At 65.2% G+C, this 13,344-nt stretch carries 12 protein-coding genes; 6 read left to right on the forward strand and 6 right to left on the reverse strand.

The genetic code is table 11. From position 1 onward, the window contains the following. Window positions 1-61: 61 nt before the first annotated feature. Both BRAS3843_RS18025 and BRAS3843_RS41590 read left to right on the forward strand, forming a co-directional pair. On the forward strand, window positions 62-1,585 hold the full coding sequence (locus tag BRAS3843_RS18025) for a hypothetical protein (protein ID WP_050886461.1): 1,524 nt from the start codon (window positions 62-64) through the stop codon (window positions 1,583-1,585). Between the two features lie 71 nt (window positions 1,586-1,656). After that, the gene (locus BRAS3843_RS41590; protein WP_008970415.1) at window positions 1,657-1,824 is read left to right on the forward strand and encodes a hypothetical protein; all 168 of its coding nucleotides are present in this window, start codon (window positions 1,657-1,659) and stop codon (window positions 1,822-1,824) included. Between the two features lie 129 nt (window positions 1,825-1,953). Here BRAS3843_RS41590 and BRAS3843_RS18030 read toward each other — a convergent pair whose 3' ends face one another. From BRAS3843_RS18030 to BRAS3843_RS18040, 3 genes are all read right to left on the reverse strand, one after another. Further along, window positions 1,954-3,177 carry a CoA transferase gene (locus BRAS3843_RS18030; RefSeq protein WP_008970416.1) on the reverse strand — a complete coding sequence of 408 codons (1,224 nt, stop codon included), beginning with the start codon at window positions 3,175-3,177 and terminating at the stop codon, window positions 1,954-1,956. Between the two features lie 212 nt (window positions 3,178-3,389). Then, the gene (locus BRAS3843_RS18035; protein WP_006609369.1) at window positions 3,390-3,590 is read right to left on the reverse strand and encodes a cold-shock protein; all 201 of its coding nucleotides are present in this window, start codon (window positions 3,588-3,590) and stop codon (window positions 3,390-3,392) included. Window positions 3,591-3,842: 252 nt separating this feature from the next. Then, window positions 3,843-5,576: an adenylate/guanylate cyclase domain-containing protein gene (locus tag BRAS3843_RS18040; RefSeq protein ID WP_035982043.1), complete on the reverse strand. Its 1,734-nt coding sequence runs from the start codon at window positions 5,574-5,576 to the stop codon at window positions 3,843-3,845. 207 nt (window positions 5,577-5,783) lie between these two features. Here BRAS3843_RS18040 and BRAS3843_RS18045 point away from each other — a divergent pair, with 207 nt between their 5' ends. Further along, window positions 5,784-7,349 (forward strand): glycosyltransferase family 39 protein, encoded by a 1,566-nt coding sequence (locus BRAS3843_RS18045; protein WP_244425383.1) that lies wholly within the window; start codon window positions 5,784-5,786, stop codon window positions 7,347-7,349. 3 nt (window positions 7,350-7,352) lie between these two features. On the opposite strand, the gene BRAS3843_RS18050 is transcribed toward BRAS3843_RS18045, so the two are convergent. Next, window positions 7,353-8,381, reverse strand: coding sequence for a TIGR01620 family protein (locus tag BRAS3843_RS18050; protein WP_008970420.1), 1,029 nt, complete (start codon window positions 8,379-8,381; stop codon window positions 7,353-7,355). Beyond that, window positions 8,378-9,844 (reverse strand): YcjX family protein, encoded by a 1,467-nt coding sequence (locus tag BRAS3843_RS18055; RefSeq protein WP_008970421.1) that lies wholly within the window; start codon window positions 9,842-9,844, stop codon window positions 8,378-8,380. Before BRAS3843_RS18055 ends, BRAS3843_RS18050 begins: the two co-directional genes overlap by 4 nt. A 180-nt stretch (window positions 9,845-10,024) precedes the next feature. Between BRAS3843_RS18055 and BRAS3843_RS18060 the strand changes: the two genes are divergently transcribed. Then, on the forward strand, window positions 10,025-10,720 hold the full coding sequence (locus BRAS3843_RS18060; RefSeq protein ID WP_008970422.1) for a hemolysin III family protein: 696 nt from the start codon (window positions 10,025-10,027) through the stop codon (window positions 10,718-10,720). 24 nt (window positions 10,721-10,744) lie between these two features. After that, the gene (locus tag BRAS3843_RS18065) at window positions 10,745-11,539 is read left to right on the forward strand and encodes an SDR family oxidoreductase (protein ID WP_008970423.1); all 795 of its coding nucleotides are present in this window, start codon (window positions 10,745-10,747) and stop codon (window positions 11,537-11,539) included. Between the two features lie 407 nt (window positions 11,540-11,946). Here BRAS3843_RS18065 and BRAS3843_RS18075 read toward each other — a convergent pair whose 3' ends face one another. Then, window positions 11,947-12,417 carry a MarR family winged helix-turn-helix transcriptional regulator gene (locus BRAS3843_RS18075; RefSeq protein WP_008970426.1) on the reverse strand — a complete coding sequence of 157 codons (471 nt, stop codon included), beginning with the start codon at window positions 12,415-12,417 and terminating at the stop codon, window positions 11,947-11,949. Window positions 12,418-12,501: 84 nt separating this feature from the next. Here BRAS3843_RS18075 and BRAS3843_RS18080 point away from each other — a divergent pair, with 84 nt between their 5' ends. Further along, complete coding sequence (locus BRAS3843_RS18080; protein ID WP_008970427.1) at window positions 12,502-13,299, forward strand: glucose 1-dehydrogenase; 798 nt, start codon at window positions 12,502-12,504, stop codon at window positions 13,297-13,299. Window positions 13,300-13,344 lie beyond the last annotated feature (45 nt).

Here is a 13,344-nt window from a genome sequence, read left to right on the forward strand (position 1 = left end):
CCTCGCGCTGTTCTTGTCGGTGAAGGAGGCGCGCTTGCGATTGTCGGTTCTGGGTCTTGCGATGCTGGCTTTTGCGCCGTTGGCGCATGCCGGAGACAGCGCGCCTTTGGAACGCGGGGCCGCCGTCACCGAGCCCTATGCGCTGCGCGAGCTCGATCGCGCCACGTTCGGTCTCAATCGTGTGATCGTGGGGGAACGGATCAATGAGACGCCGCTGACCGCAGCCGAGTTGTTCGCGCTGCCCCCGATGGTGCCATTGCGGAAGGCGCTCGACGCCGAATTCGATCGCTATATCGAGCAGCACAAGGCGACGTTGCCGGATGAGAGCATCGGGGTCGGCTCGTCCTTTACGTTTCAGCTGTTCGACCGCGCCGTGCTGGATTCGAAGGACACGCGCTTCGTGCTGGCGGGCGCGGTCAACCGCATGGATCGCGCCTTCGTCGATCCCGCGCATTGCGGCGAGGTCCGCCTGCTGTATCGCCTGATCCGCACCAACCAGCCTGAGACCGGCGAAGACGCCGTCTCGCCGCGGTTGCCGATGACGCTCAATCTGGTGTTCAAGGCACGCGGCGACGAGGCCGCCAGGAGCGGCACGCCGTCCTGCGCCGAGATTGCCAAGCGCTGGCTCGATACGGCGGATATCGCGCTCACGGGCAGCGATCTGGCCGCGAAACTGACCGCCGCGGATGGGCCGCTCGCTTCGATCAGGCCTGAGAACATCCTGCGCATCGAGACCAATCTGCAGATCGCACATGCGCCCAAATCGGCGGTGCGCGACTTCCGCACCGACTACATGATGAAGGTGTTCGACTATCACGCCGAGACCGGCACGTTCGAAGAAGCGGTCATGGAAGACCAGATCGATCGCGATCGGCTGTTGGCGGATGCGGATCTGGCGCGGGCGTTCAAGTCATGGTTGCTGCAGCCCGATCATCTTGCCGAGCTCGATCGCGGCACCGTGCTGATCCCCGATCAGTTCCTGGCCAAGGTCGCGGTGGCGCCGACGCCGGTGGGTTTTGTCAATTCTGCACTGCAGCCGGCGTTCGGCCTCGTCCAGGGCGAGGACACCGCGCATGCGCCGGTGTTCAGCGACACCGACGTGGTCGGCGCGCTGGAGCAGGCGGCGGCAAAAGGGGTCCAATTGCAGAACATCCGTTCCGTCGCCGGCTTCGAGCGGCGCTTGAACGACATCAGCTGCGGCGGCTGCCACCAGACCCGCGGCATCGGCGGCTTCCATTTTCCAGGCGTGGACTGGATGGCGGCAAAGCCCTCGAATACGACGACGGTGCCCGGCTCGCCGCACTTCTTCGGCGATCAGGTGCGTCGCCGCGACATCCTGACGGCGTTCAGCGAGGGGCGCGAGCCTGACTTCTCGCGCGGCTTCTCCAGCCGGCCGCAGGAACGCGGAAGCCAGGAACTCGCCGGCACCGTCTACAATGACGGCTGGGGTGGCCATTGCTACGTCAAGCGGCCGGACGAGGCCGAGAACGACAAGAGCTTTTCGCCCTGGACCTGCGCGTCGGGCCTGTCCTGCCAGGCGAGCGCCAACACGCGAATGGGCATGTGCTTCATCTCGACCCGATAGGCGGCGACGCGCGAACGCCCGACATGTTTGCGCGTTAAGCTCCCGAGTAGCCAAAGCGACGGGAGCGGGCGATGAGCACGCAGGACCAGATCAACAAGGAGCGCGATCGGAAGATCGCGCAGAATGAAGAGCAGCGGCAGATGGCCGGCACCATCCGCGTCAGCGGCTGGGCTATCTTTTTTGCGATCGTCGCAGGCGTGATCGTGTTCTTGGTCGGCTGGGCCTGGCTGCACCGCTAGCGCATGATCCGGAAAAGTGCGAAGCGGTTTTCGCTCGCTACAAACGCGGAACGCGTTTGCGCGGAGATCATGCTCAAACAACAAGCTAAGGCGCGATGACGATTCATCCTAATCTCGTCGCGCCTGAGGTCACGCGACCGCGCCCCGCGCGCGCAAGGCCTGGATCGCCGCCTCGTCGAAGCCTACATCCCGCAGGATCTGGTCGCTGTGCTCGCCGACACCCGGGGGCTTGCGCGGTCGGACCTTGCGGGCACCCTCGATCCAGATCGGGCTGCTGATAGTCAGCATCGTGTCGTTCTCGAACGGCACCAACACCTCGTTTTCGATCATCTGCTTGTCGGTCGGGATATCGTCGAGAATGCCGACCACGCCGAACACGAGGCCGTTGCCGTCAAGGATCTTGCGCCACTCCGCCAGCGGTCTGGTGGCGAACACCCGGTCGAACTCTGCGATCAGTTCGACGGAATGTGCGTGACGGCCGGCCTTGGTGACAAAGCGCGGGTCATCGATCAAGTCTTCCCGGCCTAGACAGCGGGCCAGGATCGGGAACTGCTTCTCCTCGTTGAGCAGCGAGAGCATGACCCAACGGTCGTCCTGGCATTTGTAGTGGTTGGCCACGGCGTTCAGCGCCCGCTCGCGTGGGCGCCGCTCGACGAACTGGGCGCCGCAGAGTTTCGCCTGCGCCAGTACCGAGGCCGCCCAGACCCCGTTCGCCATCAGGTTGGAGGCGACGTGGCAGCCCTTGCCGGTGCGCTCGCGCTGGTAGAGCGCGGTGACGATCGCGCCATAAAACGCCATCGCGCAGGGATGGTCGCCCATGCCCGCCACCGAGCGGGCCGGGGTGGTGGTCTCGTCGGCGCGGACGAGATCCATCAGGCCGGAGCGGGCCCAATAGGCGTTACTGTCGAAGCCCGGCTTGTCGGCCTCCTCGCCCTTCTCGCCGTAGCCGGTGAAGGAGGCATAGATGAGCCGTGGATTGAGAGGGCCAAGCGTCTCGTAGGTGAGGCCGAGCTTGTTGCGCACCGACGGCGGGAAGTTGGTGATGAACACATCGGCATCGGCCACCAGCCGCTGCAGTATCGCCTGCGCTTCGGGCTTGGTCAGGTCGAGCGCGAGGCTGCGCTTGTTGCGCGCCTCCAGATGCCAGGCGTAGTTGTGCTCGCTGCGGGGGTAGCCGGGCAGGTTCGGCAGGTTGCGATAGGGATCGCCGGCGCCCGGCGGCTCGATCTTGATGACGTCGGCGCCGAAATCCGACAACACGGTTGCCGCTGCGGGCGCAGCGATGAAGCTTGCGCAATCCAGCACCTTCAGGCCGTGGAAAATGCCCTTATCGCCCTTGCGGCTATCGTCCATGCGACGTCGCTCCCGTGCTCGCTTATTGTTTCCGCGCGCTGGAATTTTTCCTGCACGCGCCGGAGGTTAGGCGAGCATTTGACCCATCTTGGGGGAGCGAGGCAATGGCATTGACCGGGAGCGGGCTTCTCGCTCCGGTCAGCTGCGTTGGCCTTGCTGGCTTTGACGCTTGCGGGCTTCGGACCAGTCCTGAATGCCCCGCGCGCCGTCCGTTAGACTTTCAGGTTCTCGGCCGAGCTTCTGCCCCGGTTGGCAATCTCCTCATACTCGATCGTCTGCCCCTCGTTCAGAGTGGTGAGACCGGCTTTCTGCACTGCAGAGATGTGAACGAAAATGTCTTTGCCCCCAGCTGCGGGCTGAATGAATCCGTAACCCTTGGTCGGGTTGAACCACTTGACCGTACCTTTAGCCATACGTTGCCTCCGCGGGAAAATACCAAGTCGGGCAAAGCAGTCCCCGCGAACCGCCATGCCCGGACAATGAAGATACGCCGGTTGCGACAGGCGTGGTAGCGCAAACAACGGGCGGATTCGGCCTGAAATGAGCCATATCGTGGCGCCTTTGCGGCTTTTTGGCCGCTAGCTCGCCGATCGTCCCGCCAGCTCCACACCGGCCTTGAGGTAAGACGATGCAGCATGCCTTCAGGTTCAACCGGCACGGCCCGGTCAGGCTGCGACGACCTGCTCCGCGTGCTCTAAGGCAGTCAGGAGCTTGGCCTCCGCGACCGTCCGCACGCGCATCGGCTCAGTGCGGCCGCGGATCTCGACGTCCTGCTCCGGCACATCATACGCCGTGAGGCCCGTCATCGCGCAGACGTCCTCGGAAATGATTGCCTCGCAGCCGAGGCTTTTCGTCATGTCCTGCAGCCTTGCCGCGACGTTGACCGCGTCACCGAGCGCAGTGAACACCATGTGGTCGCGGTAGCCGATCTCACCGACGATCACTTCGCCACCGTGGATGCCGATGCCGAAGCGGATCGGTTCGCGCAGGTCGTGACTGAGGGAGGTGTTGAGCTCCTCGATATTGACCGCAATGCGTCCGGCTGCCTGGACCGCCTGGCGGCAGGCGGTCTGCTGATCGACGCTGAGCCCGAACAGCGCCAGCATGCCGTCGCCCACGAACTGGTTGGGTTGGCCGCCGCTTGAGGTGACCGCCTGCGACACGGCTCCCAGAAAACGATTGACGATGAACACCGTGTCGAATGGCAGACGGCTCTCGGCAAGCTTGGTCGAACCGCGCATGTCGACGAACAGGCTGACGAGGTAGCGTTCCTGCCCGATGCCTGCGGCCTGCGTGGCCGGCGCACCTGAGACCGGGCTCGGCAAGAACAATTGGAAAAACGAGACGTCGCTCACCGGGCGGAGCTGACAGGCGAGCCGGATCGAAGGATCCGTCGCGCCGACCTGGGCGAGCACGAACGCCTCGCGCGGCGACGGCGCCGGCAGATCGCTGCAATCACCGATCACGCGGATCCGGCAGGTCGAGCAGCGTGCGCGACCGCCGCAGACGCTGGCGTGCGGCACGTTGTAGCGCAGGCTCGCCTCGAGCACGCTGAGCCCCTTCGGCACGCGCAAGCTGCGGCCGTTGTTATAGGACAGTGTGATGATCCCGCCGCGCCGCTCGTGCAGCGCGCGAACACCGCGCGCCAGCAGCACCGCGCCAAGCAGCCCGAGATAGAAAACGGCGAAGCCGTCGACGATATTGTCGAGCGCCGTCTGCTGCACCGGTGTTCCCAGGTGTCTTTCGGACAGATATTCGGCACGCCAATGCGGGTCGGCAGCCGCTGCCATCGCGTCGCGCCCGCCGCGATAGAAGCCGAGCAGCGCCAAAGTCGGGATCAGCACCGCGGAGGCCAACAGCCAGGGAGCGGCGCGCTTGTAGAACGGCTTCATGCGCAGCCACATATGGAGGCCGATGCAGCCGTGGGTCCACGAGACCAGGAGTGTTGCAGACATCAGCCAGATCCGCCAGGCAGCGCCGGCCCAGTACGCATACAGCACCTGCGGATAGAGCTTCTCGAGACCGTAGAGTGTCTGGCTGATTCGGACGCCTGCGATGTGCGAGAAGATCAATGCGGGGATGCTCAGCCCGAGAACGAGTTGGAGCGGTTCCACGGTCTTCCAGCTGAACTCTCGGCGCTGGTAGAACGCGAAGATGCCGAGCCCGGCATGCACGATCGCGGCCGTATAGAGCGCAATGGCGACCGGCAGGAACTGCCAGAACAGGGTGTGATAGTACACGCCCTCCGCCAGCGCCTGCAGCGAGATGTTGCCGAGCGCATGGTTGAGGAAATGGCTGATCAGATAGCTGAACAGCACCAGCCCGCAGGCGAGCCGGACCTGGCGCACGCCGATGCCACGAAAGAACTGTCTGCGCGTGGGGTGAGCCGGTGTCTTCATGCGGTCCATGGCAGGGTGAACCACAATTCTAGATGTTTATTCCCGCCGCGAATAGGGCGGTCCGAGACGTGATCATGCGACGCAAACGAGCCTGCGCGATCGTCGCCGATGCGGGACTCGCGCCCCAGGGCCGCCAGCGTTGACTTGGCGGGAGGAGTCGGGGAAAAGCGCGCCGTGACCATGTCCTCCCCCAAATCCGCAAACCTGATGTCCGGCAGCCCGGCGCGCCGGCCAATGCTGATCGCGGCTGTCGTGATTGCAGTCATGACCGTGATCCGTATCGTCTACGCCGGTGCGCTCGACCTGCGTACCGACGAGGCCTATTACTGGACTTGGTCGAAGGAGCTGCCGCAGCTCTGCTTCCTCGATCACCCGCCGGTCATCGCCTGGTTCATCCGGCTGGGGACGGCGATCTTTGGCGACACCAATTTCGGCGTCCGCTTCGCTGGTATCCTGGCAATGGCCGCGAGCCAATTGCTGCTCGCCGACATCGTCCGCCGCGTCACGCACAATGCGCGCGCGGTCGTGCTTGCGGTGCTGCTGCCGGAAGCTGCGCTCTATTACGGCCTGTTGATGGCCAAGGTCGCGCCCGACATCGCCGCGATCCCGTTTGCGCTCGCGATGATCTGGGCGTTGGTGCGGCTGGTCGAAACCAAGGATGGCCGCTGGTGGCTTGCCGCGGGCCTGTTCGGCGGTCTTGCGCTGCTGTCGAAATTCACCGTCGTGCTGCTGCTGCCGGCCGTCGTTGCATTCCTGCTGGTCCCGACCTGGCGCGGCCGCTGGCTCGCAAGTCCGTATCCGTGGATCGCAGCACTGATTGCACTTGCCATGTTCTCGCCGGTCCTGATCTGGAACGCGCAGCACGACTGGGCCTCGGTCAAATTCCAGCTGGTGCGCGCCACTGCGCCGCATGATGTCTCTCTCCGCACGGTAGGCGACTATATCGGCCTGCAGTTCGGGCTGGTCGGTTTCGTTTTGCTGCCGGTGACGCTGTCCGCGCTGATCCTCACCGCATGGCGCGGCTATCGCAGGCGCGAGCCGGTTGCGATCCTGCTGTCCACCGCGGTCCTGGTCCCATTCCTGTACTTTCTCTACAAGTCGCTCACCCTGCGGATCGGCGACACCTGGCCGATGTTCATGTGGCCGATCGGCTTTGCGACTGTGGCCATCAACATCGTCATGCTGCCGCGCGAGGCTTGGCCGGCGTGGATGATCCGCTCCACGGTTTATTGGGCGCGGACCGCGATCGTGACAGGCGTCGCGATGGTCGTGCTGATCTTTCTCTACTACACCGTGGCGCCGTGGAATCTGATCGGCAGGGCCGATCCGATCGGCGGCGAGGCCGGCTATGAGCAGGTGGTGGCGCGTGCGGAAGCGGAATTGAAAACGACCGGCGCGAGCTGGATCGCGACCACGGACTACCGCACCTATGCGATGCTGCGCTGGTTCTTCAACGGCCGCGTGCCGGTGGTTCAGATCAATGAGCGCGCCCGCTTTCAAGGCTTTCGCGATCCCGGCATGAACCAGATCGCGGGGCGTATCGGCCTCTATGTCGGGCGCGAGCCGGACAATACCGGGGCGATCTGGGCCGAGACCACCGCAAACCGAGAGCCGCTCGAGCGGGTGCAGCGGATCTGGCGCGGCGTGGTCATGGATACCTACGCGCTGGAGAAGTTGACCGGCTGGACGCCCGAGCTGGCGCCGCCGCCGGACTCGCCGTTCTATCAATGGCGCTGGCTCGCCGGTGACTTCGAGCACATCGCACGCGGCTGAGCGTCATTCCTCCTCCTCGCGCTTGCGCAGCAGATCCTTGGCGAGATCGGCGAGCACTGGGCGCGGCAGGGAGGTGAAGGGCAGGGGGCGGGTGACGTCAATCGCGGCCAGGCCGAGCCGCGCGGTCAAGAGTCCGTTGAGCACGCCTTCGCCGAGCCGCTGCGACAGTTTGGCTGCGATGCCGTGGCCGAGCATCTGCTGGATCAGGCTGTCGCTTGCGGCCATGCCGCCGGTGATGGCGAGATGGGCGATGACATGGCGCAACAGGCTGATCATGCCGAGCGCGCCGGGCCGGCCGCCATAGAGCCGCGCCAACTGCCGGATCATCCGCAGCGAGGCGACGAATACGAACAGCACGTCGATGAGCGCGCGCGGCGACACGGCCGTGACCACCGAGACCCGCTGCGCCGCCACCGAGACCAGCCGGCGCGCTTCGGCATCGAGCGGGGTCATCAGCTCGCGTTCGGCGAGCTTGATCATATCGGCGCCGTCGATGATCTCGTCAGTGTGGCTGGTCAGCGCGGCGCGGGCGCGGGCGAGCCGTGGGTTCTGATGGGCGATCCTCAGGAGATCAGTGACGACGGCGCGGCTCTCGGCGCGATCGTCCGACAGCAGCACCTCGGTGGCGCGCCGGTGCAGTCGCTCGATGGTCGCAAGCCGGGCCAAGCCATAGATCTCGCGCGCGATCACCGCGGCCAGCGCCACCGCGGCCGCAGCCGCAAGCGCGGCGCCGAGATAGCCCAGCCCTTCGCTGCGGGCGAACAGATCCTCGATCAGATGGGTGACGCTCAGTCCCAAGCCCAAGAGCACGAGACCGGCGACCGAGGTCCAGAACAGGGCGCCCCAGCGGAAGCCGCGTCGCTCCAGGACCGGCACATCGAGCGCAACAGGCAATTGGACCGGCTCGATTTCGGGCGTGATCTGCACCGTGCCACGTGCCGGCCGCCCGGGGTCATCACTGTCGACCACGACGACACCGGGATCGTCGAGCCGGAAGGTTGCGGGGCGGCGCTGCTTGGATCGCTCGCTCATAGCAGTCGGTCTCCGATCAGGAACTGAAGTGCACGGTCGAGGCGGATATGGGGAAGCGTCGGTTCGCCGCCATTGCTTTCGAGCAGCGGCGGCCGGAAACGCAGAAAACGGAAATCGGTGGCTTCGGCCGCATCACTGGAGAGCCCGCGGAACGCTTCTGCCCCGTTGAACAGCGCCGCGGCGTCGTCAGGCAGGTCGCCGGGGAAGGTCGCGACCTCGGTGTTGCCGTCGAAGATTTCGCCATTGGCGCTCTCGCCAGCCGCCGGCACGCCGAGCAGCGAGGGCAGCTTGTCGCGGCCCCGCGCGACCATGGCCTCGCGCGTGGCCCTAACCGCGGCGAGCGCAACGACGTCGATCATGGCCCCGGTGCTCTCGGCGTGGGCGACCGCCTGATCGACGGCGCGCCGCAGCACCGCTTCCAGCCGGTCGTGGCTGGTGTGATGCAGATGGTCGGCCTTGGTCGCAGCGAACAGGATGCGATCGATGCGCGGCCGGAACAGCGCCGAGAGCAGCGTGCTGCGTCCGACGCGGAAGCAGGTGAGAATTCCGGACAACGCGGCTTCCAGATCATGCAGCGCCTCGGGCCCGGCATTGAATGCGGCCAGCGCGTCAACCAGCACGATCTGCCGGTCGAGGCGCGCGAAATGATCGCGAAAGAACGGCCTGACGACGATGTCCTTATAGGCCTCGTAACGGCGGCGCATCATGGCCCAGAGCGAGCCGTCCTTGGCGCTGCCCTCCGCAGGCAGATCGAGCGGCGCGAAGGTGAGGGCGGGAGAGCCCGCGAGATTGCCGGGCATCAGGAAACGGCCGGGCGGCAGCAGGCTCATCGCAAAACGCTCGTCGCGGCAGGCGCGCAGATAGTCGGTGAACAATTGCGCAGCCCTGAGCGTCACCTGCTCGTCCGCAGGTGCCTCGGCCGAGAGCATGCCGAGGTGGGCGTGCCAGTCCCGGGCCAGATGCGCGCGCGGCGCCTCCCGCGACAAAGCGACGCTCTCGCGGGCCCATTGCTCGTAGCTCTTGTCGAGCAGCGGCAGGTCGAGCAGCCACTCGCCGGGATAATCGACAATATCGAGCGTCAGCGTCCGCTCGGCGCCGTTCGGGCGCTGGTAGTCGATGACCAGCCTGAGCTCGCTGATGTCGACCGTCGAACTCGGCCAGCGCCGCTCCTCGACCAGGGCGCTCACGTGGGTCTCATAGGCAAAGCGCGGCACGCCATCGTCGGGCTGCGGCGAAAGCTGCGCCCGGGCGATGCGGCCGGACGCGAACGCCTCGAACACCGGAAAACGACCGCCCCGGATCAGCCCGTGGATCAGCGCGGTGATGAACACCGTCTTGCCGGCCCGTGATAATCCGGTGACACCGAGCCGGACCGTGGGGTTGAACAGGCTCTCGCCATAGTCACGCAATGCACGAGCCGACAGCCGCGCTTCCTCGACGATTCCGGTCAAACTGGCGGCCATGCGGGAGACGTAAATCTGTGGTTAAAAACCGTGTGAACGACTTGTGAAAAGTGGCGATTTGAACGGCCAATTCAAGCTCACATTTCCGGCGCGTTTCCGGGTAAGACGGGGGTTGAACGGATCGTTGACCATCTGGCACTCATATAGTTGTCACAACCGAAGACTTGCGACGGGTTCCGTATGTCCGTGTTCAAACTGAAGCAGTTCGCCTCGACTTCCGTGCACGCCGCCACCGGCGCGATCCGGTGGAATTACGACAAGGTCGAACTGATAGCCGACGGCGTGGTGCACGCAATCGGCGTCAGCAGCGGCCTGGTCGCAGCGACCGTCCTGGTCGTGCTGACCGCGATCTATGCGCGTGCGCTCGACATCGTCGTGGTGTCGGTCTATGTCGCGGGACTGTTGTCGATGCTGGTGCTGTCGGCGACCTATAATCTGTGGCCGGTGTCGCCGACCAAATGGGTGCTGCGCCGCTTCGACCATTCCGCGATCTATGTGCTGATCGCCGCGACCTACACGCCGTTCATCGCCGCAATGCAAAACGGCGTGCTCGCGATCGCGATGCTTGTCGGTGTCTGGGGTGTGGCGATCTTCGGCATCGTCCTGAAGCTGCGCTGGCCGGGGCGGTTCGATGCGCTGGCCGTCGGGCTCTATCTCGCGCTCGGCTGGAGCGGGGCCATGATGTATGATCAGGTGATCGGCATCCTGCCCAAGACTGTGCTCGGCTGCGTGCTCGCGGGCGGTATCCTCTACAGCTTCGGCGTCATCTTCCACTCCTGGCGGCGCTTGCGCTTCCAGAACGTGATCTGGCATTGTTTCGTGCTGCTCGGCGCCGGCTGCCACTACACCGCGGTGCTCGATCTGGTTCTGACATAACATAGCGCAAACAGGGAGCGAGACATGCAGGTGACCGGCAAAAACGTGGTGGTCACCGGCGGAGCCCGCGGGATCGGCAAGGCGCTGTGCGAGGCCTTTGCCCGCGCAGGCGCGGCCAAAGTGGTGGTGGCCGATCTCGACGGAGCTGCTGCGCGTTCGGTGGCCGCAGGTATCGATGGCGCTGCCTTCAAATGCGACGTCGCGCAGGAGAAGGATATCCTTCACGTGATCGACGAGACCGAGCGCCAGTTCGGGCCCATTTCGCTGTTTTGCTCCAATGCCGGCATCGGCGGCGGCTTCGACCCGCTTTCGGTCAATGTCGGCGGCAGCTCCGACGAGCCGTGGATGCGGAGCTGGGCGATCCATGTGATGGCCCATGTCTACGCTGCCCGTCATATGGTCCCGCGCTACAAGACGCGCGGCGGCGGCTACTTCCTCAACACGATCTCCGCGGCGGGCCTGCTCTCGCAGGTCGGCAGCGCGCCTTATTCGACCACCAAGCACGCCGCGGTCGGCTTCGCAGAAAATCTCGCGATCTCGCACAAAGCCGATAACATCAAGGTCTCGATCCTGTGTCCGCAGGGCGTCGACACCGACATGCTGCGCTCGATCCCGAAGGGCCCGCAATCCGGCGACGGCGACCTATCGCCCGAGCAGGTTGCACAAGATGTGCTGAAGGGCATCGAAGCCGAGACATTCCTGATCCTGCCGCATCCGCAGGTGCTGGGCTATATGCGCAACAAGACCGAGAACTACGACCGCTGGATCGCGGGCATGGCCAAGATCCAGGCCAAGATGCGGGAGGAGTTTGGGAAGTAAGTCGGCGGCCGTTGCGGCTCCCTCGAATTTTGGGATCGGATATGTCCGGCACCGGGCCGACGACAAGAGTTCACACTGTCTCTTCCTCGTCATTCCGGGGCGCGCGCAGCGCGAGCCCGGAATCTATTTAACAGCAGGGCATGAGGCTCGATGGATTCCGGGCTCATGCCTTCGGCATGCCCCGGAATGACGAACTGAAAGATGTCGCGTCCCTCACTCTGGTCGCGACGGTGCATGACCTGCATGGGCTAACCGCCCGGTCAGCCAACGGGCATATCGCGAAACACTCCGCTGTCGTCCCTGCGAACGCAGGGACCCATACCGCGGAATCCCTCTTGAGCCCCTGTGGCTGAGACCTGGCCAAGTCATCACGGCCGGTGAGTATGGATCCCGGGACGACAACGGTATCAGCTCGCAGCCGGCATCTTCTCCTCCGCCGTGCGCCACGCCTTCAGCGCGCGCGCATAGAGTAGCAGGCCTTCGCGGACGGTGCGCCGTTCCCGCTCCGATAGCGGCGCCAGCGCGCCCTCGACCTGATGGCGGCCGAACGCATGCAGCGCGGCCAGCGTGCGGCGGCCCTTTGCGGTCAGGGACAGCGGCTTGATCCGCGCGTCGTCCGGGTCGACCGTCTCATTCAACTCGCCGCTGTCGATCAGCTTGCGAACCATGCGGCTGACGCTGGATTTCTCCAGATGCAGGATCTCGCCGAGCTGCATCGCCGTCAGCGGGCCACGGATGCCGATCTCCAGGATGGTGTGGACCGCCGAGGGCGGGTAGTCGGTGGCCGCGACGGTGGCCTCCATGAAGCCGAGCTCGCGCACCATCAGGCGCGAGGCGGCGCGGACATCATCGACCAGACCGGAATCGGCATTGCTCATCTTGACTCCCCGCATATAGTTGTATCATACAACTATATGCGAAACGCAACGAGGCGTTTGCCTTGCATCCGCGGAGGACTGCGCATGAACGACGTCGTGCACGCGAATGGGCCGCGAGCCTTGTCGGGCAACCGGATGCAAGGGCAGGTCTGCCTCGTCACCGGCGGCGGCACCGGGATCGGGCGCGCCACTGCGCTGAAGATGGCCGCCGAAGGCGCCGAGGCCGTGCTGATCGCGGGGCGACGTGAGGCCGAGCTGGAAGCGACCGCGGCGCAATGCCGAAGCATCGGTTCGGATGCGGTCGTCCTGCGCACCGACGTGACGCGCCCGGACGAGGTCGAGCGTCTGGTGCAGACCGCGCTCGACCGCTATGGCCGGCTCGATGTCGCCTTCAACAATGCGGGCTACCAGGAGCGCCGGGCACCCCTCGAGCAGCAGGACGTTGCGGTCTACGATTCGGTGTTCGACACCAATGTGCGCTCGCTGTTCCTCTGTCTGCGCGTGCAAATGGCTGCGATGTTTGCACGGGGACAGGGACGCATCGTCATCAACGCCTCCGTCAGCGGCGTGCGCAACCCGAACACCGGTCTATCGCTCTATTCCGCGTCCAAGGCGGCGGTGATTTCGCTGACGCGCTCGGCCGCGATGGAAGCGGCGCCGCGCGGCGTCAGGATCAACGCGATCGCGCCCGGCCGCGTCGTCACCGACATGATGCTGCGCGCCGGCGTCGGCGACGTCGCAACGGTTGCCGCAGGCCTGCCGCTGCGCCGGACGGGCGAGCCGGAGGACATCGCCGAGGCCGTGGTCTGGCTCGTATCCGATGCGTCGTCCTATGTGGTCGGCCATGTGCTGGCGGCGGATGGCGGATTCTTGGCGTCGTAATTCGGCAACTGACGCCAAACATTCGTTATTTCGACCACGGCGGTG

The organism is Bradyrhizobium sp. STM 3843 (genome assembly GCF_000239815.1).
GTDB lineage: Bacteria > Pseudomonadota > Alphaproteobacteria > Rhizobiales > Xanthobacteraceae > Bradyrhizobium.